We start from the raw sequence: 25,232 nt of genomic DNA on the forward strand, positions 1-25,232 counted from the left end.
ATCGACCAGAAAGCAGAAAGGGCGGAACCGTGGTCCCGCCCTTTTCAGTTTCCTATCGCCCGCTCAGTGCAGGCGGCCGCTGGCGTGCGCCAGCATGGTGTAGACCTTGCCGGTGTCCGACGTCAGATAGGTCTGCGCCATGATGTTGTCGCGGTCGTTGCGCGACACGTCCTTGAGCAGCTTCTCGAAATCGTCGCAGTAGCGGTCGACAGCGGCGCGGAACTCTGCCTCCGTCTGATATTTGCGGCGGATCTCGTCGAAGGTCTGCTGGCCCTTCAGCGTGTAGAGGCGCCGCGTGAACACGTCACGCTCGCCGCGCCGGTAGCGGTTCCACAGCTCGATCGACGCCTCGTGGTCGATGGCCCGCGCGATGTCGACCGACAGCGAGTTCAGCGACTCCATGACGTGAAGCGGCGAGCGCTGCGCCGGAGCGGAACGTTCTGCGGGCACGGCAGGCCTCGCATCCTCCTCACGCGATGCGCCGGTGAGCAGGTCGCGCACCCAGCCGCCCTGTGGCGTGCGGCCATTGGGATCGCGGCGCGGAGCCGCCTCGGCGGGGCGTTCGAGATCGAGCGTGCCGCGCAGCGTTGCGCCGCCCAACGGCGCCTGAGGCTCCGGACGCTCCGGCTGCTGCGGCGCTGGCGGACGGCGCTGTGGCTCAGGCGCACGCGCAACGGGCGCCTGGGGTGCGGGCCGCAAATTGCGCTGCTCCGCGCTGTCGTTGCCACCGCGGCCCGATTTCGCAACGATGTCCGACAGTTCCTTGAGCGCGTTGATCTGCTCGGAGACGGCGCGGCGGATGGCCGAGGTCGATTCCTTGGCTTCTTCCGGCATCTCGATGACGCCCTTCTTGAGTTCGGCGCGGGTCAGGTCGAGCTCGCTCTTGATCGAGCCGGCCGTACGCCGCATCTCCTCGGTGGCGTCGGCGAAGCGCTTGGTTGCCGAATCGACGACGTCGGCAATGGCGGTGCGGATCTTTTCCGCCGATTCCATCGTCCGGCCCTCGGCATTCTGCATCGTCTGGCCGACCAGGTTCTCGAACGAACGCATCACCTTCTCGAGGTCTTCCGACTTCTTGACCAGGCCGACGGCGAGGTCTTCCAGCGACGACTGCCGTTCCAGCGTGTGCTCCAGGTTGCTCTGGGCCGAGCTCAGCAAGTCCGAAGCGGAAGACAGCAACCTGCTGTGCTCGTCGAACTTGGTGGCGATCGAGGCGACCTCGCGCAAGGTGGCGGACGACAGTTCGGTGAGCCGCGTCGTGTTCGAATCGACCAGGCGTGCCGAACTGGCGAAGGTCTGCGCGGCCTTTTCCGTCGTTGCCGCGAAGCTCTGCGTGCTGCCGGTCAGGCGTTCGTCGACCTGGCCGAGATTGAGCGCCGCCTGGTCGATCAGCTGACCGAGCTGCGCGCTGGAAGTGCTCATGCGGCCGATGAGGTCGGCGACGCTTTCGGCGAGCGTCGAACGCGCGCCTTCGACCGCCGACAAGGTCTCGGCCGTGCGGCTGGCGAGCGCGTTGACGAGGGCCGCGTTTTCGCTGCGCAGCTTCTCGGTCGCCCGCTCGGTGACCTCTTCCATGCTCTTTTGCAGTTCCGAGCCGCCCTGGGCAAAGCGTTCGACCAGCGGCCGCGCCGTCTCGTCGAGGATCCTCGACATTTCGGCCGAGCGCGCCGCGAGCATGGTGTTGAGCTCGCGGGTGTTGGCGCCGATGGTCTTGGCTGCGTCGTTGGTGCTCTGGCCGATATGCTGGCCGACCGCGGTGAAGGTTTCGGCGATCACGTTGGCGCGCGAGATGAGCTGCGCCTCGGCACCCGAAATCTGCTCGTTGAGCTTCTGGCCCATCGTTTCAGCCGTGTAGGCAAGGCGGTTCTCGACGCCGGCGACCTGTTCCTCGACACGGGCGGCTGCCGCCGCAGCGCTCGAAGCCAGGCGTTCGTCGGCGCCCGTCAGCGCCTGCTCGATCTCGCGGGCATGGACGGCCAGGTCCTGACCGGTCTGGCGTGCCCGGTCGGCAACGCGCTGCTCGGTGCTGGCAAACGCGCCGACAATGGTCTCGGCGTGTCCGCCGATCGCGGTGCTGCTGTCGGCGATGCGCGACACCAGGCGCTGGTCCGCATCGTCGAAGATGCGGGCGATCTCGGATGCACGCGACGACAGCGCTTCCGAACCTTCGGCGATGCGCGAGAGCAGGTGCTGGTCGGCGGCATCGAAGATGCGGCCGAGGTCCGTGGCGCGCGCCGCCAGCGCTTCGGCCGATTCGCCGATGCGCATGCTCAGCCGCTGGTCGGCGCCTTCGAAGTTGCGCAGAATGTCGCCGGCGCGAGCCGCCAGCGACTGCGCCGTTTCGACAGCGCGGGCAACGAGCTTTTGGTCCGCCGCGTCGAAGGTGCCGGCGATCTCGCTGGCACGAGCGGCCAGTTGTTCGGCTGTCGCCTCGGCGCGAGCCAGCAGCGAATTCGAGGTCTCGTCGTGCCGGGCAAGCAGCGCGCTGGTGGTGTCCTCGGTACGCGCAAGCAGCGCACTGGTGGTATCTTCCGCACGCGCATGCAGGCGACGATCCGCCTCCTCGAAGGCGTGCGCGATGTCCTCGGCCCTGGCGAGCAGGGCGGCCGAGGTCTGCTCGGCGCGCTCGGCGATTTTGCGGTCGGCGTCGCTGAAGGCGAGCCCGGCCTGCTCGTGCAGGGCGCTGGTGACCTCCATGACCTTCTCGCGCAACTGGCCGGCGACGAAGACGGCGCTCTTTTCCAACACGCTGCGAACACTGTCGACGCCGGTCGACAGCGCGCGCTCCATGGTTCCGGCGCGCTCCTCGATGATGCCGGTCTGGCGGCTGAACGCCTGCTCGATCTTTTCGACATCGGCGGCGATTGCCGCGGAGATGTCCGTGCTTTTGGCGGCGATCTGGTCAATGTGGCCGGACAGGGAGCGGTCGACGTCCTTGCGCGTGTCGGCGAGCTTGGCGAGATCGTCTTCCAGCGCGCGGGCCAGCATGTCGCGGCCTTCGGCCAGCTTGCCGACATGCCCGGCGATGATGTCGTCGACATCGCTGCGGCTGGTCGCGATCTTCTGCAGATCCGCCTCGAGCGCGCGCCTGAGGATATCACGGCCTTCGGCCAGCTTCTCGACCTGGCCGGCGACCAGCCCGTCGATCGAGGAGCGGCTTTCCGCCAGCTTGGCGAGATCGTCTTCCAGCGCCTTGGACAGCGTCGAGCGATCCTGCGTCAGCCTGTCGGAGTGGCTCTGGAGGAGGCCGTTGACATTCTCCAGATCGGCTTCCAGCACCCGTGCGAACTCCGAACGGTTTTCGGTCAGCCTCTGCGACTGGTCGGTAATGGCGCTCCTGATCGTGTTGAGATCGGCCTCCAGCGCGCGCTTGAGGATATCGCGGCCCTCGGCCAGCTTCTCGACCTGGCCGGCGACCAGCCCGTCGATCGAGGAGCGGCTTTCCGCCAGCTTGGCGAGATCGTCCTCGAGCGCTTTTGACAGGGTCGAGCGATCCTGGAACAGCCTGTTCGCGTGGTCGTCCATGATGCCGCTCACGCTCCGCAGATCGTCCTCGACGGCTCTCGACAGCGTCGAGCGATCCTGGACAAGCCGGTTCGTATGATCGGCGATCAGGCTGTTCATATTCTGCAGGTCGTCCTCGATGGCTTTCGAAAGCGTCGAGCGATCCTGGACAAGCCTGTTCGTGTGATCGGCGATCAGGCTGTTCACATTCTGCAGATCGGCTTCCAGGGCCTTCGAAAGCTGGCTGCGCTCGTCCGCCACCTGCTCGGAATGACCCGCTATGGCGCCCTTGATCGTGTTGATATCGGCTTCCAGGGCGCGCTTGAGGATGTCGCGGCCTTCGGCCAGCTTCTCGACCTGGCCGGCGACCAGCCCGTCGATTGACGAGCGGCCTTCCGCCAGCTTGGCAAGGTCGGCCTCCAGCGTCTGCGACAGCAGGCTGCGGTCGTCGGCGAGCCTGACGGAATGACCCTCGATCAGGTTTCTGATGCCCGACAGATCGCCATCCAGCGAACGGCTGAGTTCGCTCCTGTCCTCGGCGAGTTTCGCGGAATGGGTCTCGATCAGGCCCTTGATGCCGACAATGTCGGTCTCCAGGGCCTTTGCCAGGACCGCACGGCCCTCGGCGATCTTCTCGACCTGGCCGGCGACCAGACCGTCGATGCTGGCGCGGCTATCGGCCAGCTTGCCGAGGTCAGCGTCCAGGGCACGCGAAAGAATGCTACGGCCTTCGGCAAGTTTCCCAACGTGCCCGGCAACCATTTCGTCAATGATCGTACGAGCTTGTACAAGTTTGCCGGAGTCCTCATTCAAAGCCTGGGTAAGCCGGTTGCGGCCTTCCTCGAGCTGTTCGAGATGGCTGCCCAGCGAGGCGTCGATGGCAGCGCGCGATTCGTTGACCTTGCGCAGGTCCTCTTCCAGCGCGCGCGAAATGAGACTGCGGCCTTCCGCCAGCTTCTGCACCTGGTTGGTAACGGCGTCGTCGATGCCGGCGCGGTCTTCCGCGAACCTTGCGAGGTCCGCCTGCATGGCCTCGGCCATACGGTCGCGGCTCTCGGCAAGCTTGCGGCTGTGGTTCTCGACGGCTTCCTCGATGCCGACGCGGGCATCCGCAAGCCGCTGGATATCGCTATCGAACGACCGCGAGACCACATGCCGGGCCGCTTCCATGCGGCCGGCGAAATCGCCGGCGCGGGCTTCGAGCATCGACGAGGTGGACGAGATGATGTCGGCCATGTCGGCGCCGATCTGGGTCTTGCCCTGATCGATCATCGACGACAGCGCGTCCTTGCTCTCGGCGAACGTATGGGCGATTTCGCGCGCGCGCTCGACCAGCGTCTCGTTGATCTGGCGGGCGCGGGCCTCGAGTGCTGCGTTGAGCTTCTGCGTGCCGGTGTCCAGTGCCTCGGCGCGGGTCTGGAACTCGCTGATCAGTGCCTGGCCGCGTTCGGCCAGGGTGCGCTCGATGCCGTCGAGGCTGGCCTCGAATTCGGAGCTCAGCGTGCGCGCAGCACCGCCGAGCAGAGACACCATGCCGGTGGTGCGGTCGTCGAGCAGGTCGGTCAGCGAGCGGGTAAGGCCGTCGGTCGTGTCCGTCAGCTTGGCGATGCGGGTATCGAGCAGCGAGGCGAAGGCCTCGCCCGAGGTGGACAGCTTGTCGGTGATCGTATCGAGACGGCCTTCGACCGAATCGAAGATCGACATCGAGCTCTCGTTGATCCTGTCGATCAGCGTGTCGCCGGAATTGGTGATCGTCATCGACAGCTTGGTCGAGGCATTGAGGATGCTGTCGCGGATGATGTCGCTGGCCGAGCCGATTTCGTCCCGGAGCGTCTCATGGGCGCCGGCAATCGAGGCACGCACGCGCTCGGCGTGAGTGACGACAGCCTCGCGCTCGCTGCCAAGCCCGTCGACCAGCGAGCGGATACGGGCTTCATTCTCCGAATAGGAGCGCTCGATCTGGTTGACTTCGCTGTGGACCAGCGTTTCGAGCTCGACGGCGCGCGCAAGCGTGCGTTCGATGCCTTCGCCCATCGCCGCCACTTCACGGCGAACGGCCTGGCCGATCATCATGACGCGATCCTGGGCGAGGTTTTCCGGCTCGGCGAGGCGGAACGCCACTTCCGTCATGGACTGCGCGGCAATGCGCATTTCCTGGGCGCGGCGCACCATGGCCGCGAAGGCCCAGAACAGGATGATCGGAATGATCGCCGCGACCGCCAGACCGATCAGCTCGGGGCGAGCGAAGAACTGGTCGAGGGTGCGGATCTTCCAGATACTCGAGCCAAACAAAAGGTTCGCGAGGCCACCGGCACCGGCGATCCAGGCCAGCGAAATGAACGCCACCACCCAGTAGATCGTGCTCGATGCGCGCCGGTTGAGGCCGTGCAGAAGCGTCCGGTAGTCTTTCTGGCGGTCGTCATTGGCGGGTGTGAAGCCCGCCGGCTGCGTGCCGTTGCGGTTTTCCACCGGGCGCAGCTCGGTCGGCTTGGTCGTGGCCGACGTCGTTCCGTTCTGACCCTGATTCCCGTTCTGGCTCAGATTTGCGGTCTGGTTCAGATTGGCGGTCTGGCCTTGATTGACCGCCGGCTCGGCTTTCTGGCTGCGCCCTTCGCGCGCCAATTCGTCCGCCGCCTGCGAAATCTGCGCTTCCAGATCTTCCATCGACGCCGCCATATCGAGGCCGCCGTCGCCATCTCCGCTCAAATCCAGGTCGAGCGCTTTTTCGAGTTCCCTGGCTACGTCGCTGTCGAGACTACGTGTCGTCGTTGGTTTCTTCGCCATGCCTTCGCTACCCTGTACTAGCTGCCGAGGGACTTATGATTTTGGCCTGATTCTGGCTTCTCTTATCCCGTGCAGGAGGCTGAAAATGGACCCTCGTATCGTAATGACACACAGGGGTAAAGAAAACCTGCATTCGCGACGATACGTAAAACTTTAAATATAGGGTTAACGCAGACGTGATTTCGCCGCCTCCATCGCAACATTTTTCCGGGCCAATCATTAACCCGTTAGCTACGCGAATGGCCTAGATTTCCCGGCCAGTCAAACCTCAAGGAGCTGCAATTCTCATGCGCGGCGAAAGCGGCATTGCCTTCTCCATGCCCGGCGGTGATGTGTCGGGAACGGCCCGGTCTCGACCTGTGGATCTCGCGCATCTCGCGCGCCAGACGATGGGCGATCGCGGGCTCGAACAGGAGGTGCTGGCGCTGTTCGTACAGCAGGCGCTTTCCGTGCGCGACAGGATCCTCGAAGCCGACGTCAAGGAAAGGCTGCTTCTGGCGCACGGCCTGAAAGGCTCGGCGCGCGGGGTGGGGGCCTTCGCCATCGCCGATTGCGCCGCGGCTATCGAGGAGCAGCCGGAGGACGTCAAAACCCTCGGGCGGCTTGGCGTCCTGATCGAGGAAGTGCGCGATTTCATCGCCGCCATCAATCGGTAGGTTGGTTTTCCAGAAAAACGTCACGGAGCGGCGCTTTCGCGCCGCAGTTGACTTGTCCGGCCAAGTGATTATCTCGGCTGGAACTCCCTTCAGGTGACAAATGACCAAGCTGACCTTCATTGCCCATGACGGCACACAATTCGACGTGGACGCCGAAAACGGCTCGACCGTCATGGAAAACGCCATCCGCAACGCCGTGCCGGGCATCGAGGCCGAATGTGGTGGCGCCTGTGCATGCGCGACCTGCCATGTCTATGTCGACGAGGCCTGGACGGCTGAGGTCGGCGAGCCGGAGGCGATGGAGGAGGACATGCTGGACTTCGCCTACGAGGTCCAGCCCAATTCGCGGCTGTCCTGCCAGATCAAGGTGCGCGACGCCCTTGACGGCCTGGTGGTGCGCGTGCCTGCCCGCCAGGGCTGATATCAGGATTTTTCCCGCCGCCGCTTGGCAGCGGGTCAATGCTCATGCAGTGTCGCGCCAGTTTGGCACAAGGCGCAACGCATGACCGACACGATCAAGACAGACGCACTCATTGTCGGGGCAGGGCCGGTCGGCCTGTTCGCCGTGTTCGAGCTCGGCCTCTTCGACATGAAGTGCCATCTGATCGACATCCTCGACCGCCCCGGCGGCCAATGCGCCGAGCTCTATCCGGAAAAGCCGATCTACGACATTCCCGGCTGGCCGTTGATCACGGCGCAGGGCCTGGTCGACAAGCTGCTCGAGCAGATCCACCCGTTCAAGCCGGACTTCACCTACAACCGCATGGTCTCCAGCCTCGAAAAGCTTGAGGACGGCACCTTCCGCGTCACCACCGACGAGAACGAGGTGTTCGAGGCCAAGGTGGTGGTGATCGCTGCTGGCGGTGGCTCGTTCCAACCCAAGCGACCGCCGATTCCGGGCATCGAAGCCTATGAAGGCAAGAGCGTCTTCTATTCGGTGCGCCGAATGGAGGATTTCCGCGGCCATGATCTCGTCATCGTCGGCGGCGGCGATTCCGCACTCGACTGGACGCTGAACCTTCAGCCGGTGGCAAAGAGCGTGACGCTCGTCCACCGGCGCCCGGAATTCCGCGCAGCACCGGACAGCGTCAACAAGATGTACGCCATGCACGAGATGAAGGAACTGGACTTCCAGGTCGGCCAGGTCACCGGTCTGACCGGCGCCGACGGCCAGCTTGCATCCGCGATCATCAAAGGCCCCGAGGGCGACGTGGAGGTGCCATGCACGCGCATGCTGCCCTTCTTCGGCCTGACCATGAAGCTCGGACCGATCGCCGAATGGGGGCTCAACCTGCATGAGAACCTGATCCCGGTCGACACCGAAAAATTCCAGACCTCGGTACCCGGCATCTTCGCCATCGGCGACATCAACTGGTACCCCGGCAAGCTGAAGCTGATCCTGTCGGGTTTTCACGAGGTGGCGCTGATGGCGCAGGCGGCCAAGCGCATCGTCAGTCCCGGCGAGCGCATCGTATTCCAGTACACCACTTCGTCGACCAGCCTGCAGAAGAAGCTCGGCGTTCACGACTGAGGGTTGCTGAGGCCCTATTCGGCGAGCACCGGCGCCGCGGCTTCGTCGCGGCCGCGCAGCGGCTTTTCCGGCATCAGCGCGAGTGCGGCCAACGCCAGCACCAGCGTGACGGCCGCGACCAGGAAGATCATCACGAACGGCATCACCGACGTGACCTGGCCAGCGGTCAGCGAGCCTTCCTCGGCAAGCGGCAACCCGTATCCGAGAGCGACGGCGCCAAGCATGGCAACGCCGAGTGCGCTGCCCAGCGAACGCAGGAAGGTCAGCACGCCGGTGGCAACGCCGAGATGCATGCGGTCGACCGCGTTCTGCACCGAGACCGTGGCGACGGGGAACGTCGTGCCCGTGCCAAGCCCGATTGCCGTCGTCAGCAGCTCGACCACCAGCAGGGACGCATGTCCGGCGACGAGGCTGAGCAATCCCAGACACAGGATGGCGAAGGTCACGCCAACCATGGCGATCCGCTTGTAGTGGACAAAGCGCGGGATCATGCGCCCGCTGAACGTTGCGCCGGCGACGGTGCCGAGCAGCAGCCCGAGCATGGCGGTGCCCGACTGGCTGACCGAGAGGCCGACGATCGATTGCAGGTAGACGGGCAGGTAGACGGCTAGGCCGATATTGGCGGCTTGCAGCAGGAACATGGACAGCGTGCCGGCCCGAACGATCGGATTGGCGAGCACTTCGAGCGAGATCAGCGGTTCGGCCGCTCGCAGCAGGCGTAGCGCGAAAGCGCCCCAGAAAGCCGCCGAGCAAGCGACAAGTCCGAGGATTTCGCGCGATAGCCAAGGATAGGCGCTGCCGCCCCAGTTCAGCGCCAGCAGCAGCAATGCCGTGGCTACGACGAGCAGCAGCGCGCCGAGCGCATCGATGCGATGGCGCTTGGCGGCAATCGGCAGCTTCTTCAGCGGCCTGTTGATGATCGCCATCGCCAGAAGGCCGAGCGGGATGTTGATCCAGAAGATCAACGACCAGTGCAGGTGCTCGGCGAAGGTGCCGCCGAGCAGCGGCCCGGCGATGCTGGCGACCGCCCATGTCCCGGAAATCCAGGCGGCATAGCGCGCCCGCTCGCGCGGCGGCACGAGGTCGCCGATGACCGTTTGCGTCAGGGCGAATAGGCCGCCGCCGCCGGCGCCCTGGATCGCCCGGCCGACCACCAGCATCAGCATGTTGGGAGCCATGGCGCTGACCAGCGATCCGATGAGGAAGATGAGGATCGCGGCATAGATGGTCGGGCGACGCCCGTAGACGTCGGAGATCTTGCCGTAGAGCGGCGCCATGGCGGTCGCGGTCAGGAGGTAGGCCGTGACGATCCATGGCAGATATTCGGCATGGCCGAGCGCGTGCGCAATGGTCGGCAGGGCCGGCGCGACGATGGTCTGGTCAAGGGCCGCCAATAGCATCGACAGGAGAACGCCGCCGATGATGGCGTTCTTTTCGCTCTCCGTCAGCGGCGATGCCGCTCCCGTCAGTCTGTCGACAGCCTGGTCCATATTCCTGGTCTTTCATGGGCTTGCGGCGCGCTGCCATGGGCGGCCGGCCTGGCCGGTCCGGTGCGTCTGCCGCGTCGATTGGTTATCTCGTGCTTCGAGGGTTCCGCGCTTGCGAACCTGACATATGTCGTTCCGTATAGGCCGATTTCGACAGGGGCTCGAAAGTTTTTCCGGCCTGGCACTATGCTTCGGCGAAATTGGCTTGCGTCGTTTACGCTCCTCACCGGGCGAAAATCAGGCCGGCGGCAGCCGACCATTCTCGATGCCCTCGATCCGGTAGCGCAAGAGCCGCAGGATGCGGCTTTCGAAATTGACGCTCTCGACGCGGTCGAACCGCAACTGGTCCTGGTCGTGCTCGGCGAGTTCAGCCGCGGTGATCGCGGCCGCCTTCGCCTTTGCCGCCGCGCAGGTCCTTTGCGGATAGCTCGCCTTCAGCGCGTCCTCGAGCTGCTTGCCATGGTTCTTGGCGATCTCGACATGGCGCTCCTCGTGGCGTTTGATGTCGGCGAACAGCGTGTCCCAGAACAGCCGCACATCCGGGCCTGCCTTGCGCGAACGGCGCCATTCCGGAAGGATCACCTTGACCTTCACGGTCACGATGGCGTCGGCGATGCGGCAGGAGCCCGGCTTTTCCGCGTAGCTGACGCGGGTGGTGAACGCCATTTGCGTGGCGCCCGGATGCCTCGACCCGGTGCTTTTCACCTGCGGCCCGTTCTTCGACAGCTGTTTTTCGATATCGTCGAGCGTGCGGCCGCCAATTGCGAAGTAGCTGTAGGTCTTGACCAGATTGGCCGCACCCGCCGGCAGGGCGGTCAAGGCGAGCATCAGGGCGCAGAGCAGGTGTTGTTTCATCAGGTTGCCTCTTTAGCCACCTTGCGTTACGGCCGTGCCCGGCGCAACGGATTTGATTTCCGGCGGATCAAAGATGGTTGATGGGCGATGACGACAAGGCGGTGGCAGCTGGCGCACGGACGTCATCTCGATCTTGGCGGCAAGGCCGTGGTCGTTGGCATCCTCAACGTCACGCCGGACAGTTTTTCCGATGGCGGCCTGTTCGCCTCCCGCGAGCAGGCAGTGGCCCAGGCGCGCCGCATGGTCGAGGAGGGGGCCAAAGTCATCGACGTCGGCGGAGAATCGACCCGGCCCGGTGCGTCTCCCGTGACAATCGAGGAAGAGCAGGCCCGCGTGCTGCCGGTCATCGAGGCGCTTGCTGGTCTCGGCGAAGCGCTGATTTCGGTCGATACCTATCGCGAGGACACCGCCCGGCTGGCCGTCGCCGCCGGCGCGCACATCGTCAACGATGTCTGGGGCCTGCAGCGCGAACCGGGTATCGCCCGCGTCGCCGCCGAGACCGGGGCCGGACTGGTCATCATGCACACTGGGCGCGACAGGCAAAAACTGCCCGACGTGATTGAGGACCAGTTCTTCTTTCTCAGGAAATCGCTGGAGATCGCGCATGCCAGCGGTGTTGCCGACGTCCAGATCGTGCTCGACGCCGGCTTCGGCTTCGCCAAGGAAACGGCGGAGGAAAACCTCGATCTGATGGCGCGGTTTTCGGAGCTGGCGGCACTAGGCTACCCGCTGATGGCCGGCACGTCGCGAAAGCGTTTCATCGGCAACGTCACCGGGCGCGACGCGATGGACAGGGCTGCGGGCACGGCGGCCACCAGCGTTATTTTGAGGCTCAAGGGCGCGCATTTGTTTCGCGTCCACGATGTCGCAATCAACGTGGACGCTCTGGCTGTCACCGATGCTATGCTGGCGCGCGAAATTCCGGGAAGCTGAGCCATGTACATTATCCGCATGAAGAACTGCGCCTTCTTTGCCCGCCATGGCGTGCTGGACGAGGAGGAGACGCTTGGCCAGCGCTTTTATGTCGATGCGGCTTTGACCGTTGAGCCCGGCCGCGCGCTCGTCGACGATTCCATCGACGATACCGTCAATTACGGCGTCGCCTTTGCGGTCATCGAAAAGATCATCACCGGGCAGCGGCGCTTTCTGATCGAGGCGCTGGCACTGGAGGTGGCACGGGCGCTGACTGCGCGGTTTCCGCAGATCAAGAAGGCCGAGATCACCGTGCGCAAGCCAAACGCCCCGGTGCCCGGCGTGCTCGATCATGTCGAGGTGACCGTTGTCTGGCCAGAATAACACCGTCTATCTCAGCCTCGGCGGCAATCTCGGCGATCCGGCCAAGTCGATGGCGGCCGCGCTGCGCATTCTGGACGGCGACGACAAGACCCGTGTCGTTGCGGTCTCCTCGCTCTACTGCACACCGCCCTGGGGCAAGCTCGACCAGCCAGATTTTCTCAATGCCGCCGCGGCGATCGCCACGACTCTCGCGCCGCGCGCATTGCTCGACCTTTGCCTCGATGCCGAACGCCGGCTGAAGCGGGTGCGCGAGGAACGTTGGGGCCCGCGCCTGATCGACATCGACATCCTGGTGTTCGGCGACCGCATCATCCACGAAACCGGCCTGGAAGTGCCGCATCCGCGCATGCTGGAGCGCGCCTTCGTGCTGGCGCCATTGGCCGAGATCGCGCCGGAGCTTGCCATTGGCGGCAAAAGCGTGTCGGAGCGGCTGAGCAGCGTCGACATCGCAGGAATAGAGAAATTGCCGTCGGGCCGGGACTGGTGGCTGGCCTGACGTCGCCCGAGATCAGCCGGAAAACCCGCCGCCATCGAGAAACGCCTTTTCCTCCGGCGTCGTCGCGCGGCCCAGCATTTTATTGCGATGCGGGAAGCGGCCGAAGCGCTGGATGATGTCGCGGTGCTCCAGCGCATATTTCACATAGTCCGGCGCGTTGGCATGGGTAAGCTCGACCGACCTTTCCTGGTCGGCGAGCAACTCCGAATGCTCATAGGGCAGATAGAAGAAGACCCGCAGGTCCTCCTCGAGCAAGAGGTCGTGGCCAGCGGCGATGGCCTTGCCGGCAAAATGCCTGGCCAATTCGTCGGTCGCATACATATGGCCGGTGCCGCGAAAGCAATTGCGCGGAAACTGGTCGAGCAGGATCATCAGTGCCAGCGACCCCTCGGCATGCTCCGACCAGGCATCGCATTCACGCCGGGCGACAGCGTAATGCAGGTCGAGAAACCGGGCGTGGAAGTCGGTATCGAAGGCGTCGTCCTTCTCGAACCACGCATCTTCGCCGGCATCGCGCCAGAATTTGGCGACTGAAACAGCCCGCTTGTCCGGTTCGGTCATTGCTTACTCCTCAGCAGACTCGGATTTGTGCAGCACGCCGGCGGTCTCCTCGTTGAGTGCCTGGCCGGCACGCCGCGGCGGCGTCAGCGGCGCCGGAATCGGCGTGCCAATATTGCCCTTGAGGAAGCGCGCGCCGGCACGAACGCCTTCGGCCAATTGCGTTTCGAAGCGGGCGGTGTCACGGCGGCGGACGTCCTCGATCACCTCGGCGACGTCGTCCGGGTCGATACCCAGCGCCTCCAGGGCGGAGCCGCCGAAGACAAGCGCCGATTCGAAGGTTTCACGCAGCTGGAAGTCGACGCCGGCGCGAATGAGCTGCAAGGCGGTGCCGCGATCGAAGGCGCGCGCCAGCACCGTCAGCAGGGGAAATTCGGCCTTGATCAACTGGGCAATGCGCACGGCGGCATCGGGCTTGTCGACGCAGATCAGCACCGCGCGTGCCCGGCCGGCGCCCGCCGCACGCAATATGTCCAGCCGCGTGCCGTCGCCATAATAGACCTTGAAGCCGAAATCGGCCGCCGCCTGGATCATCTCGACCTCATTGTCGATGATCGACACGTCGATCCCGCGCAACAAAAGCGGCTGGCTGGCGATCTGGCCGAAGCGGCCAAAGCCGATGATCAGAACGCTGCCGGAAAGGTCCGCGGCGACATCGACTCCATCGAGCGACTGCTCGTCGCGCGGCGTGAGATAGCGCAGCGCGATGATGGCTAACGGCGTCAGCACCATGGAGATGATGACGATCGCGGTCAGCGTCGCATTCGCCTGGCTGTCGATGATGCCGACCGCCGCTGCGGCCGAATAGAGCACAAAGGCGAATTCGCCGCCTTGCGCCATGAACACGGCGCGTTCGAGCGCTTCGCGATGATCTGTCTTGAGCATGCGGGCGACCAGGTAGATGCCAAGCGCCTTCATCACCATGTAGGCGACGACATAGATGGCGACGATGCGCCAGTTCACTGCCACGACATGCAGATCGAGCGACATGCCGACGGCGAGGAAGAACAGGCCGAGCAGGATGCCACGGAACGGTTCGATGTCGGCCTCCAGTTGGTGGCGGAACGTCGATTCGGACAGCAGTACGCCGGCCAGGAATGCGCCCATCGCCATCGACAGTCCGGAGAGCTGCATGGCTAGAGCCGACCCCAGGACGACCAGCAGCGCGGCCGCCGTCATCACCTCGCGGGCCCGGGCATCCGCCAGGATGCGGAAGAACGGATTGAGCAGGTAGCGACCCGCCACCACCAGCCCGACGATCGCGCCAAGGCCGATGCCGATTTCCGTCAGCCGTTGCGACAGGCTCATTTCGGCGCCGCCCGGTGCCAGGAAGGCGATCAACGCCAAGAGCGGCACGATCGCCAGATCTTCCAGCAACAGAATCGATACGATGCGCTGGCCCTTGGGCGTGGCGATCTCGCCGCGCTCTTCCAGCAGTTGCATGACGATCGCCGTCGAGGTCAGCACGAAACCGGCGCCGGCGACGAACGATACCGCGATCGGAAAGCCGCCGGCCAGGCCGACACTGGTCAGCAACAAGGCGCAGACTCCGACCTGCAGGGCGCCGAGGCCGAAGATTTCGCGGCGAAGGCCCCAAAGCCGTGACGGCTGCATCTCCAGCCCGATGATGAACAGGAACATGACGACGCCGAGTTCGGCGACATGAAGAATGGCTTCCGATTCGGAAAAGATGCGAAGTCCGAACGGCCCGATCACCACCCCGGCCGCGAGATAGCCGAGAATCGAGCCTAGCCCTATGCGTTTGAAGATCGGAACGGCCACCACGCCGGCGGCAAGCAGCGCCACCACCTGAATGAGTTCGCTGCCCGATGCTTCCGCCGCCATGCCTGCTCGTCCGTTTCCTGGAGGTTCCTCGCATATGCTGCGGAATCGAGACCAAGGATAGGGACTTCGGCCGGGATCGAACAGAGCGAATCGGCGTGGCGGCCTGGGCACTGTTGCAGCCGCGTTACACAAGTTTATGCGGTACTCGCGTTGCGTGTCGCCACAATCAGCGGTTAAGGGACGCTCGGCTTCGGCCATTGGAGGGGGGCGACGATCAAGTCGCCGCCCTTTTTTGAGGAGATGACTGACATGAAGAAGTTTTTGCTCGTTGCCGTGGGTGTTGCGGCGCTTGCCGGTTCGGCCTGCTCGAAGGCGCCTGAGTGCACCGCCGAAATGGCGACAAAGAAGGCGCAGGACATGACGACCGCGTTGCAGGAGGCCATCACCAAGGATCCGTCCAAGGCGGCCGATCTGACGGCCAAGGTGCAGGCGGTGACGACCAAGTATCAGGGCGCCACGACGCTGGACGAGGCCTGCAAGGCTTATGATGAGCTGACGGCCACCATCAAGGGCTGATTGACCGTTCGGGGATTGAAGAAGGCGGTGGCTCTGGTGGGCGCCGCCTTTTTTATTGCCCGCTGCTGGGTCTCAGTTCGGCGTGATGGAGCCGACTTCGACGGCGTCGACCCGCTTCAGGCTCATGCCGATGACCGGCACCAGCTGCTCGTCGACGCGCACCGCGACCGTCACCGTCATCGAGTTGTCGTCGGGAATGCGGGCCTGCATGACACCGCGCAGCTGTTTGCGGTTGATGGTGAAGACGACCTTGTGGGCGTCGACGACATTGCCGCCGATAATGTCGAGGCCTGATCCCGCGGCGCCGCCCATGAAGTTGCCCTTGTAGCCGTCGCGGCCCTTGCGTTCGACGGACGCCGACATTTTCTGGGTGAACATGCCGACCCGGCATCCGCCGTCGAGCGCCATGCCGGTCTTGCCGTCGGGCGTCGAGCCGTTGAAACTGCAGGTGAATTTCGTGCCCTTGTACTTGCCGGCGACGATTTCGCCGGGACCGACCCACTTGCCTTCCACCGATTGAAAGAACTGCTTGTCGGGTTCCGCGCCAAACGCCTTTTCAGCGAGGCCGAGAGGGGCTGCAACCGCGACCGCGACAGGCAGGACGCTGGATAGAATTACGCTTTTCATCGACCACACCCGGCAACAAGGAAGCTGTTCTTGGAACACTTCCGACCATGAACAAGATTGGTTAATGCTTGGTGACTGTGGGGCGCTTCTTCACTTGCCGGGGGCCGATGTTTCACTTTCTTTCTTTGTCGCGAACGATGTCAGCGCGGACAGGAAATCGCCCAGTCCCGGCCGCCTGGCGGCGATGAAGGGCAGGGGCCGCGCCGTCTCCATCGCGGCTATGCCGATGCGTGCCGTCATCATGCCGTTGACGACGCCTTCGCCGAGCTTTGCCGATAGGCGTGCGGCGAGGCCATGGCCGATGATCTGCTGCACGAAACTGTCACCGACCGCTATCGAACCGGTGACCGCGAGATGGGCAAGAACGCTGCGCGCCAGCCGGAAGAAGCCGAGCGTGCCCGGCCGGCCGCCGTAAAGTTCCGACAGGCGGCGAATGAGCCGCCCGGCCTCGAATACGACATAGGCGACGTCGACGACGGCCCGCGGGCTGACCGCCGTCACCAGCGAGACGCGCTTGGCCGCTTCGAGGATCATCACCTTGGCCCTGATATCCAGCGGCCCGAGGATTTCGGTCTCGGCCAGCCGCACCAGATTGCCGCCGTCGATGATCTCGCCGCGCAGTTCGGCCAGCGAGCGCCTGCCGGCCGCGGTTTCGGGTTTTGCCGCGACAAAGGCCGAAAGCTCGTCGACGACGGCCCTGGCGGCCTTCGGATCGTCGCGCGCCACGGCATCCAGCGACCGCTTCTGCAGTTTTTCGACCTCGGCGAGGCGGGCAATCGCCAGGAATTCGCGCACCAGGATGACCACCAGCGCCAGCACCGCGATGGCAGCCATTCCGGCCGCCAGCCAGCCCAGCCATTCGGCGCGCTCGAACAGGTCGCGTATGAGCTGGTCGGTCCACAGGCCGACGGCCAGCGAAACCAGAACACCCATTGCGCCGAAGAACAGCCTGCCAAGCAGCGAACGCTTGCGCGGCGCGGTAGCCGGCGGCGGTTCGGCGGCGACGATGTCGGGTTCGTCGAAAACATCGATCTCGGCCGGCACGACGACAGCGACGCCGGCCGCAGCGGCGCGCGGCTTGCGTGTCTGCGGCGGCTCGGCATGGGCGCGGCGCGTTTCGCGCGCCTCCTGCTTGGGCTCGGTCTCCGGCTCGATGCGGAATGCCGCGGGTCTGCGAGGCGCTGTCATGCCAGTTGGTCTCCGATCAGGAACTGCAAGGCGCGGTCGAGCCTGATATGCGGCAGCGAGAGCGTAACGCCTTCGGCCGTGCGCTCGAGCTTTGGCGGACGAAAGCGAACGAAACGGATCGCCGGGCCCTCGCTGTCTGCCTGCTGCGACTGAGAAACATCGAACACTGCATCAGCTTTCTCGGGTAAATCACCAGGAAATATGGCAGTTTCGGCTTTTCCGTCGAATGTATCGCCATTGATCCTTTCGCCCTTGAGCGGTGTGCCGATGATGACGGGCAGGGTTTCCCGGCCCTGTTTGACCGTGCCTTCGCGGGTCGCGCGTACGGCCGCCATGGCGACCACGTCGACATCGGCGCCGGTGAAATTCGCCCGCGCCACCGCCCGGTCGGCCAGCCGGCGCACGATCGCCTGCAGCCGGTCGTGGCTTTCGTGATGCAAATGATCCGCTTTGGTCGCAGCCACCAGGATGCGGTCGATGCGCCGCGAGAACAGGTCGGTGAGGAAATTGCCACGGCCGGGCCGGAAGCAGGAGAGGATTTCGGTGACGGCGCGTTCCAGGTCGGCCATGGCGCCGGGGCCGGCATTAAGTGCCTGCATGGCGTCGATCAGCACGATCTGACGGTCGAGGCGGGTGACGTGCTCACGGAAGAACGGTTTGACGACATGCGTCTTGTAGGCCTCGTAGCGCCGTTCCATCATCGCCTGTAGCGACCCGGAACGCGGCCGCCGGTCGCTCGGCGTCGGCAAGGGCGAGAAGGTCAGCGCGGGCGAGCCCTCGAGGTCGCCCGGCATCAGGAAGCGGCCCGGCGGCAAGGTTGAAAGCGCCCGTTCGTCGAGCTTGCATGCCTTGAGATAGGCGGCAAAGCTCTCGGCGAGGCGGCGCGCTGTCATTTCGTCGGCGTCGGCGTTCGGATCGATCGTGGCGGCAAGCGCCCGCCAGGCTTGAGAAAGGTCGGCGCGCACCGGCAGCGCCGCCGTCTCGACCGCCTCACGCGAAAAATCGGTGAAGGATTTGCCGAGCAAGGGCAGGTCGAGCAGCCATTCACCGGGGTAGTCGACGATATCGATCGACAGTTTGCCGGCCGAAAACATGCGATTCCAGCTGGAAGCCGATTCGTATTCGATGGTCAGCCTGAGTTCCGAGATGGCGCGCGTCGATTCGGGCCAGATGCGATCGTTGACCAGGGCGGCGATATGATCCTCGTACTGGAAGCGGGGGACCGCATCATCGGGCTGTTCTTCGAGGAAAGCCCGGGCAATGCGCCCCGATTTCTGCGCCTCGAACAACGGCAGGCGCCCGCCATGGATCAGATTGTGGACAAGGGCCGAGATGAACACCGTCTTGCCGGCGCGGGAAAGACCGGTCACGCCCAGCCGCAGCGAAGGGGAAAAGAGTCCGGCGGCCCGGCCTGAAAGTGTGTCGAGCGCAATCTTGGCTTCGTCGGAGAATGTGGTCAGCGATGATGCCAAAATGGGGTCTCTCGGGCGCTTGTCAGGCTCCGATATAGGCTTTGGAATTGTGGTTTGAAATGGTTCAGAGGTCGGCAGGCGTGAGAAAGGCTTCAAGATAGCCATTGCCTTGCGCAGCACTGGCAAGGGCGCCGGCGAAGCGCACGACCGCGAGACCGGATGTAGGAAAACCGTGGTTCATCATGCCACGGGCAGCTTCCTCGCCGTCACCAGAGACCGCCATGGCCAGGTCCTCCGTCATCGGATTGTGGCCGATGACCAGCAGCGAGCCGGGCCCGCCATTGTCACGGATGAGGGTGAGGTAACCGGCGGCGTCCTCGCTGTATAAAGTGTCGAAGAACAGCACCCGGCCGGTGTCGGTCTGCCCGGCCAGGCCTTCCAGTGTCTGGCGCGCCCGCTTGGCGTTGGAGCAGAGGGTGATGTCGGGAACATAGTTGCGCACCCGCATGGCCTCGCCCATCAACTCGGCGTCGGCCATGCCCGATGCATCGAGCGGTCGATCGAAGTCACGGACGCCCGGCAACGCCCATCCGGCCTTGGCATGCCTCAACAGGTAAAGTCTGCCCACGGCTCCCTCACGCCACAAGACACCGGCCCGATTAGCCATCAGAACGGCCCGCTGCACAATGGCCGGCACCACTCAAGCACAACAAATCATGTCAGAATTCGCTCGCGCCCTTGAAGCAGAAGGGTTCCACGATCAACTGCTAACATTTGCGTGACTCTATCGCCGATTGCGCTTGTGCAGGCTTCGGTCCGCGAATATATAGGCGCCAAAATTGGGGTTGTTGGGTGAGTCGAATGAACGACATCGTTACCGCCGATTACGTACCCTCCGAAGACGAGCCGTTCATGAACGAACGGCAGAAATCGTACTTCCGCCTAAAGCTCGTCACCTGGAAGAACGACATTCTGCGCGAAGCGCGCGAAACTCTCGAAATTCTGCAGCAGGAAAACGCCAACCATCCCGATCTCGCCGACCGCGCCTCGTCGGAAACCGACCGCGCTATCGAGCTTCGTGCCCGCGATCGCCAGCGTAAGCTCATTTCGAAGATCGATTCGGCGCTGCAGCGCATCGACGAAGGCACCTACGGCTATTGCGAGGAAACCGGCGAGCCCATCGCGCTGAAGCGGCTCGATGCGCGCCCGATCGCGACCTTGTCGATCGAAGCGCAGGAGCGTCACGAGCGCCGCGAGAAGGTTTATCGCGACGACTGACGCGTGCAAAACCAGGCAATTTCACATTCATGGCCGGGTTTCCCGGCCATTTTTGTGTCTGGCTGATCCGGAGCAATGCCGGGAAAAGTGCGCAGCGGGTTTCCGTCCGGAATTGCTCAAAAACAAAGGGTTGAGCGCTTCAGCTCTAGCGCTTGTGGTTGGCCAGTTCGCCGAGAAGCTTCGTCATCTCGTCGTCGAGCGATTGCGGTGGCGCATTGGCCGCCGTTTTGCTCGCAGGCCTGGGGTGCGAGTTGTCCAGCGAGACCTCGAGTTCCTGCATCAGCGTGTCGTCGATGGATTCGTGCTTTGCCGGCGCTGGCGTATGCCTGGCGGTGCTGATGGTCGATCCATAGGCCGGTAGCGGCGTGACATTGCTCGCCTGATAGTTGGGCACGGCCGGTTTCGGTGCCGGCGCCGGCGTGACAGGGCGGGGTCGGGCAGGGGCCGGAGCGGCGGCAACCGGCTGCGGTGGCGGCGCCTGCTTTGCCGGTGCCGGGGCGGGCTGGACCGCGCGCGGCCGCGGCGCCTGGGCCTGCTGCTGGCCGCCATCTCCGGTCAGCGCCGGGCGGCGCGGTGCCGCCAGCCTGATGTCGCGTTCGACGACGACGTCGGTTGGGCCGCCGATCAGCAGCAGGTGCTCGATGTCGTCGCGGCGAACCAGCACCAGCCGGCGGTGGCTGTCGACGGCGGTGGCATCCATGACGGCGAGCCGCGTCTTGCGGTTCCTGCCGCCGGCGACGAACGTCCCGAACGTCAGGCTGCGGACAAGCTTGATGATGAGCAGAACGACGACCAGCAGAATCAGCGCGGCAAATGTCCACAGGATTGCTGCGACATATCCAGGACCCGCCACGCCATCCAGCCACTGCAGCATCGGTGCCCCCAAATCGGCTTTTGAAGTGACGCGACACTAGACTGTAGCGGCAGGCCACCGCAAGTTACCTTTCACGCTTCGTGGACAGCTTGAAACAGCAGCAGCCGAACGGCGCCATTTTTATCTGACATTTGCGGCCGGGGCCTTTTCCGGAATAGGAGAATGTGATTCAACCGGGCAGCGCCGGTAGACCGGATTCACGAGCAGGGGGCACATGGCCAAGGAAACGCGCGGCGATTTCTATCCGGTACCTATCGTCGATCAGAACGCGCGTCCGGGCGCTGTCACCCGGCTCATCATCTTCATTGCCGTCCTGACCGGCGCCGCGATCATCTTCGGGCTTTTCCGCGAGCGCCTTGGCGATCCCTTCCTGCTTGGAATGCTGGGCGTGCTGGCGATGATCGGCGTCGGCTTCCTGTTCGCCACGGCAATCGGTTTCGTTCAGGTCGCGCCGCGCTCGACCAGCGACGAACTGTCGAAAGCCTTCGTCGATTCGATGTCGCAGGGCCTTCTGGTCACCGACACCAAAGGCCGTGTCGTCTACGCCAACCGCGCCTATGCCGATATGACGGGCGCCGGCTCGGCAACCGACCTCAAGACGGTCGAAGGGCTGCTTTCCGACGTTCCCGAGGCTTCGATGACCATCTACCGGCTGGCATCGGGCCTGCGCGACGGCCAGCCGGGCGACGGTGAGTTCAGGCTTGCGCAGTCAATCAAGCCCGGCGCCGAGCCCGGCGCGCGCTGGTACCGCGCCCGCGCCCGCACCTTCGCCGTTCCCGGCCAGCGTTTGCCCATGCTCGCCTGGCAGCTTGCCGACATCTCGCAGGAGCGGGCCGAGCAGGAGCGCTTCTTCCTCGACCTGCAAAAGGCCATCGACCACCTCGACCACGCGCCGGCCGGCTTCTTTTCGGCCGACCAGGAAGGCCGCGTCACCTATATCAACGCCACGCTCGCGGAGTGGCTGGGCATCGACCTTGCCAGCTTCACGCCCGGCGCCGTCACTTTGCCGGAGATCGTCGCCGGCGACGGCATGGCGCTGGTCCGCTCGGTCAAGGCCGATCCGGGCACGACCCGCAACGCCGTCATCGATCTCGACCTGACGACGATGACTGGCGAGGCGCTGCCCGTGCGCTTCATGCACCGTGTCTCGGCGAGTCGCGAGGGCATTGGCAGTCCGACCCGCACCATCGTGCTGAACCGCACGCAGGGCGAGGATGCTTCCGCCGATCTTCGCGCCTCGGAGGTCCGCTTCACCCGCTTCTTCAATTCGACGCCGATGGCGATCGCCGGCGTCGATGCCAGCGGGCGCATCCTGCGCACCAATGCGCCGTTCCTGTCGCTGTTTTCCTCCGTCGTCGACCGCGACGCGGTCGACCGCCGCGTGCGGCTCGACACGGTCATCCACGAGCGCGACCGGCCGGCCTTTGCCGAGGCCTTCGAAAAGGCGCGGCAACGGCAGGCCGACATCGAGCCGATCGACACACTGCTGCCCGGCAATGACAATCGCCACATCCGTTTCTACGTCAATGCGGTCGCCGACGGCACCGGCGGCGAGGGGGCCGAGGAATCGGCCATCGTCTACGCCGTCGAGACCACCGAGCAGAAGGCGCTCGAGGGCCAGATGGCGCAGAGCCAGAAGATGCAGGCGGTCGGCCAGCTTGCCGGCGGCATCGCTCACGATTTCAACAATGTGCTGACCGCCATCATCATGGCATCCGACCTTTTGTTGACCAACCACCGGCCGTCGGATCCGTCCTTCCCCGACATTATGAACATCAAGCAGAACGCCAACCGGGCAGCGTCGCTGGTGCGCCAGCTTCTGGCCTTCTCGCGCAAGCAGACCTTGCGGCCGGAAGTGCTCAACCTGACCGACGTGCTTGCCGACCTCAGGATGCTGCTCGCCCGCCTGGTCGGCAACGACATCAAGCTGAAGGTCGACCATGGTCGCGACCTGTGGCCGGTCAAGGTCGATATCGGCCAATTCGAGCAGGTGGTGGTGAACCTCGCCGTCAACGCACGCGATGCGATGCCGGCCGGCGGCGACCTCACGGTGCGCACCCGCAACGTCACGGCGGAGGAATGCAAGACCTTCTCCTATCGCGAGCTCACCCCGGCCGACTATGTGGTGGTCGAGGTCGAGGACACCGGCAGCGGCATCGCGCCCGATGTGCTGAAGAAGATATTCGAACCCTTCTTCACCACCAAGGAGGTCGGCAAGGGCACCGGCCTCGGCCTGTCGATGGTCTACGGCATCATCAAGCAGACAGGCGGCTTCATCTTCTGCGATTCCGAAGTCGGCAAGGGCTCGGTGTTCCGCATCTTCCTGCCGCGCCACATCGCCGAGGTCAGGGCGGCAAGCGAGTCCGGCGAAGCGCCGGCGGCCCCTGTCAAGGCGGCCGACTCGGCCAAGGATCTGTCGGGGTCGGCCACCGTGCTGCTGGTTGAGGACGAGGATGCCGTGCGCATGGGCGGCATGCGGGCGCTGACGTCGCGCGGCTACACCGTCCACGAGGCCTCTTCGGGCGTCGAGGCGCTGGAGGTGTTCGAGGCGCTCGGCGGCAAGGTCGACATCGTCGTTTCCGACGTGGTGATGCCGGAAATGGACGGACCGACGCTGCTTGGCGAGTTGCGCAAGCGCCAGCCGGACATCAAATTCGTCTTCGTCTCGGGCTATGCCGAGGACGCGTTCGCCAAAAACCTGCCGGCCGACGCGCATTTCGGCTTCCTGCCGAAGCCGTTCTCGCTCAAGCAGTTGGCCACGATCGTCAAGGACGTGCTGGAATCCTAAGGCAATTCCAGGAAAAGTGCGTAGCGGTTTTCCGTCCGGAATTGCGTAAAAACAAATAGTCGCCTGCCCGCCCGAATGTGAACGATCACACAGACGTCCGCGCCATGCCGTTTACAGGTGGCGGCGCCGGAGAACGAGCCGTCCGTTCATAACCAGTGAGGTCCGGCCACTGGAGCTTCGCAATCGCCGCTTGCGCATCGACGCCAGCCTGCCATGATTGCGGTGAAAAACGCGGCGGGGATTTGGGGTAGATGCCGTGACGCCGCACAATGAGGCTGGCAAGGGCGATTATGCCGAAACGGTGCTGTTGCCGGGTGACCCGCAGCGCGCCGAGTGGATGGCTGAGACCTTTCTGGAAGCGCCGCGCTGCGTCAACCGCCGCAGGGGCGCGCTTGGCTTCACCGGGTTGTTTCGGGGCAAGCCCGTCAGCATCCAGTCGACCGGCATCGGCGCCTCGTCCTTCCTGATCTACGCCCACGAGCTGTTGGACTTCCATGGTGTCAAAACGCTCATCCGCACCGGGACCTGCGGTGGCCTGAGCGAGAAGGTAGCGCTGCGCAGCGTCGTCATTTCCAGCGCCGTCCGCGCCGAGAGTGAACGCAGCGGCCAGGTCTTCGGGCTGTACGAACCGGCGGGTCCCGATCCGGCGCTCCATGCGCTGGCGTTGCAAAGGGCTGCGGACCTCGGCATCGTGTGGAGCGCGGGGCTGACGGTCTGCAGCGACATATTCTATCACCCCGACGGGCGCGCCCGCTTTGCCGACGCGCAGGCGCTTGGGGCAGTGGCGGTCGATATGGAAACCATCGCCCTCTACCGCATCTCAGCCCATTTCGGTGCGCGTGCCCTGTCGCTGCTGAATGTGGTCGACCATATCACCACCGGCGAGCAGACCGACTATTCCGAACGCCAGGCGCTTTTCACCGACATGACGCGGCTGGCGCTCGAAGTCGCCGCAGACAGCTAGAGCAATTCCAGGAAAAGTGTGAAACGGTTTTCCGTCCGGAATTGCGTCAAAACAAACAGAACCGGCGGGCTTTACGGCGCCAATTCCTTACGCACCGCCGCCACATCGTCGGATGAGACTGCCGGACTCCGCGTCAGGCGGCTTCCCGCTTCGGCGTCATCTGTTCTTCCACACCCGGCCGATGGCCGCGCAGATAAAGCGCGCAGGTGGTGCGCAGCATCGACGCGAAGTTGGGGATCTGGCCATTGATCTCGATCGCCTCGTCATAGAGCTTCGAGATGAATTTCGGTGTCGTCAAACCTTGGCTGTCGGCGATCTCGTCGAGCAATGCCCAGAACGTTGCCTCGAGTTGGATACTGGTCGAGTGCCCGTCGATGCGAATCGACCGGTTGATCTGGCGGTAGCCTTCCGGGTCCTGCCCGGCAAAAACCCTGCACATGCTTACCTCCCATTTTGTTGGTTTTGGGCGCGACCGGCAGAGATCGGCACCTTTGAGCAGTCGCTTATCTTCAATCGGAAAACAGAAAACAGCAATCGGACTTTCGTCTTTGGCAGGAATGGCATCGGGCTTGC

The 25,232-nt window shown here is 64.4% G+C and carries 21 protein-coding genes; 10 read left to right on the forward strand and 11 right to left on the reverse strand.

The genetic code is table 11. The annotated features are described in order from the left end of the window. Nucleotides 1-63: 63 nt before the first annotated feature. On the reverse strand, nucleotides 64-6,288 hold the full coding sequence (locus ACSQ3Z_RS29650) for a kinesin (protein ID WP_436174787.1): 6,225 nt from the start codon (nucleotides 6,286-6,288) through the stop codon (nucleotides 64-66). Between the two features lie 287 nt (nucleotides 6,289-6,575). Here ACSQ3Z_RS29650 and ACSQ3Z_RS29655 point away from each other — a divergent pair, with 287 nt between their 5' ends. The 3 genes from ACSQ3Z_RS29655 to ACSQ3Z_RS29665 all read left to right on the forward strand — a co-directional run bounded on the left by ACSQ3Z_RS29655 (nucleotide 6,576) and on the right by ACSQ3Z_RS29665 (nucleotide 8,475). Continuing rightward, nucleotides 6,576-6,944, forward strand: coding sequence for an Hpt domain-containing protein (locus tag ACSQ3Z_RS29655; protein WP_436174788.1), 369 nt, complete (start codon nucleotides 6,576-6,578; stop codon nucleotides 6,942-6,944). Nucleotides 6,945-7,044: 100 nt separating this feature from the next. Beyond that, nucleotides 7,045-7,365, forward strand: coding sequence for a 2Fe-2S iron-sulfur cluster-binding protein (locus tag ACSQ3Z_RS29660; protein WP_006206096.1), 321 nt, complete (start codon nucleotides 7,045-7,047; stop codon nucleotides 7,363-7,365). A gap of 81 nt (nucleotides 7,366-7,446) precedes the next feature. Further along, on the forward strand, nucleotides 7,447-8,475 hold the full coding sequence (locus tag ACSQ3Z_RS29665) for an NAD(P)/FAD-dependent oxidoreductase (RefSeq protein WP_436174789.1): 1,029 nt from the start codon (nucleotides 7,447-7,449) through the stop codon (nucleotides 8,473-8,475). Nucleotides 8,476-8,489: 14 nt separating this feature from the next. Here the strand turns inward: ACSQ3Z_RS29665 and ACSQ3Z_RS29670 are convergent, their stop codons facing one another. Further along, a complete protein-coding gene (locus tag ACSQ3Z_RS29670) occupies nucleotides 8,490-9,965 on the reverse strand; it encodes an MDR family MFS transporter (protein WP_436174790.1) in 1,476 nt (491 codons plus the stop codon). Nucleotides 9,966-10,199: 234 nt separating this feature from the next. Beyond that, nucleotides 10,200-10,817: a DUF922 domain-containing Zn-dependent protease gene (locus tag ACSQ3Z_RS29675; RefSeq protein WP_436174791.1), complete on the reverse strand. Its 618-nt coding sequence runs from the start codon at nucleotides 10,815-10,817 to the stop codon at nucleotides 10,200-10,202. An 87-nt stretch (nucleotides 10,818-10,904) separates the two neighbouring features. Between ACSQ3Z_RS29675 and folP the strand changes: the two genes are divergently transcribed. From folP to folK, 3 genes are read left to right on the forward strand one after another with little or no spacing between them, the layout of a single operon-like run. Next, nucleotides 10,905-11,750 carry a dihydropteroate synthase gene (gene folP / locus ACSQ3Z_RS29680; protein ID WP_436174792.1) on the forward strand — a complete coding sequence of 282 codons (846 nt, stop codon included), beginning with the start codon at nucleotides 10,905-10,907 and terminating at the stop codon, nucleotides 11,748-11,750. 3 nt (nucleotides 11,751-11,753) lie between these two features. After that, nucleotides 11,754-12,113 (forward strand): dihydroneopterin aldolase, encoded by a 360-nt coding sequence (folB, locus tag ACSQ3Z_RS29685; protein ID WP_436174793.1) that lies wholly within the window; start codon nucleotides 11,754-11,756, stop codon nucleotides 12,111-12,113. Further along, entirely contained in the window at nucleotides 12,097-12,609 is a 513-nt protein-coding gene (folK, locus tag ACSQ3Z_RS29690; protein WP_436174794.1) for a 2-amino-4-hydroxy-6-hydroxymethyldihydropteridine diphosphokinase, read from the forward strand. The genes folB and folK overlap by 17 nt, the downstream gene beginning before the upstream one ends. A gap of 12 nt (nucleotides 12,610-12,621) precedes the next feature. Here folK and ACSQ3Z_RS29695 read toward each other — a convergent pair whose 3' ends face one another. Then, complete coding sequence (locus tag ACSQ3Z_RS29695) at nucleotides 12,622-13,170, reverse strand: DUF924 family protein (RefSeq protein ID WP_436174795.1); 549 nt, start codon at nucleotides 13,168-13,170, stop codon at nucleotides 12,622-12,624. A gap of 3 nt (nucleotides 13,171-13,173) precedes the next feature. Continuing rightward, the gene (locus ACSQ3Z_RS29700; RefSeq protein ID WP_436174796.1) at nucleotides 13,174-15,012 is read right to left on the reverse strand and encodes a monovalent cation:proton antiporter-2 (CPA2) family protein; all 1,839 of its coding nucleotides are present in this window, start codon (nucleotides 15,010-15,012) and stop codon (nucleotides 13,174-13,176) included. 249 nt (nucleotides 15,013-15,261) lie between these two features. On the opposite strand from ACSQ3Z_RS29700, the gene ACSQ3Z_RS29705 reads away from it, so the two are divergent. Next, a complete protein-coding gene (locus ACSQ3Z_RS29705; RefSeq protein WP_006206106.1) occupies nucleotides 15,262-15,528 on the forward strand; it encodes a hypothetical protein in 267 nt (88 codons plus the stop codon). Between the two features lie 72 nt (nucleotides 15,529-15,600). Here ACSQ3Z_RS29705 and ACSQ3Z_RS29710 read toward each other — a convergent pair whose 3' ends face one another. The 4 genes from ACSQ3Z_RS29710 to ACSQ3Z_RS29725 form a co-directional block, all read right to left on the reverse strand. Continuing rightward, entirely contained in the window at nucleotides 15,601-16,155 is a 555-nt protein-coding gene (locus ACSQ3Z_RS29710) for a hypothetical protein (RefSeq protein ID WP_436174797.1), read from the reverse strand. Between the two features lie 90 nt (nucleotides 16,156-16,245). Next, on the reverse strand, nucleotides 16,246-17,343 hold the full coding sequence (locus ACSQ3Z_RS29715) for a YcjF family protein (RefSeq protein ID WP_436174798.1): 1,098 nt from the start codon (nucleotides 17,341-17,343) through the stop codon (nucleotides 16,246-16,248). Then, nucleotides 17,340-18,815, reverse strand: a complete 1,476-nt coding sequence (locus tag ACSQ3Z_RS29720; RefSeq protein ID WP_436174799.1) for a YcjX family protein — start codon at nucleotides 18,813-18,815, stop codon at nucleotides 17,340-17,342. The genes ACSQ3Z_RS29715 and ACSQ3Z_RS29720 overlap by 4 nt, the downstream gene beginning before the upstream one ends. A gap of 64 nt (nucleotides 18,816-18,879) precedes the next feature. After that, a complete protein-coding gene (locus ACSQ3Z_RS29725) occupies nucleotides 18,880-19,383 on the reverse strand; it encodes a SixA phosphatase family protein (protein ID WP_436174800.1) in 504 nt (167 codons plus the stop codon). Between the two features lie 233 nt (nucleotides 19,384-19,616). Between ACSQ3Z_RS29725 and dksA the strand changes: the two genes are divergently transcribed. Continuing rightward, nucleotides 19,617-20,033, forward strand: coding sequence for an RNA polymerase-binding protein DksA (dksA, locus tag ACSQ3Z_RS29730; RefSeq protein ID WP_006202025.1), 417 nt, complete (start codon nucleotides 19,617-19,619; stop codon nucleotides 20,031-20,033). A 145-nt stretch (nucleotides 20,034-20,178) separates the two neighbouring features. Here the strand turns inward: dksA and ACSQ3Z_RS29735 are convergent, their stop codons facing one another. After that, entirely contained in the window at nucleotides 20,179-20,907 is a 729-nt protein-coding gene (locus tag ACSQ3Z_RS29735) for a hypothetical protein (RefSeq protein ID WP_436174801.1), read from the reverse strand. Nucleotides 20,908-21,121: 214 nt separating this feature from the next. Here ACSQ3Z_RS29735 and cckA point away from each other — a divergent pair, with 214 nt between their 5' ends. Both cckA and ACSQ3Z_RS29745 read left to right on the forward strand, forming a co-directional pair. Next, nucleotides 21,122-23,695, forward strand: a complete 2,574-nt coding sequence (cckA, locus tag ACSQ3Z_RS29740; protein ID WP_436174802.1) for a cell cycle histidine kinase CckA — start codon at nucleotides 21,122-21,124, stop codon at nucleotides 23,693-23,695. Nucleotides 23,696-23,951: 256 nt separating this feature from the next. After that, nucleotides 23,952-24,659 (forward strand): phosphorylase family protein, encoded by a 708-nt coding sequence (locus tag ACSQ3Z_RS29745; protein WP_436174803.1) that lies wholly within the window; start codon nucleotides 23,952-23,954, stop codon nucleotides 24,657-24,659. Between the two features lie 133 nt (nucleotides 24,660-24,792). Here ACSQ3Z_RS29745 and ACSQ3Z_RS29750 read toward each other — a convergent pair whose 3' ends face one another. Beyond that, a complete protein-coding gene (locus ACSQ3Z_RS29750; RefSeq protein WP_436175187.1) occupies nucleotides 24,793-25,098 on the reverse strand; it encodes a ribbon-helix-helix domain-containing protein in 306 nt (101 codons plus the stop codon). Between the last annotated feature and the right edge of the window lie 134 nt (nucleotides 25,099-25,232).

The sequence above is a fragment of the Mesorhizobium sp. LjNodule214 genome (assembly GCF_964252735.1).
Taxonomy (GTDB): domain Bacteria; phylum Pseudomonadota; class Alphaproteobacteria; order Rhizobiales; family Rhizobiaceae; genus Mesorhizobium.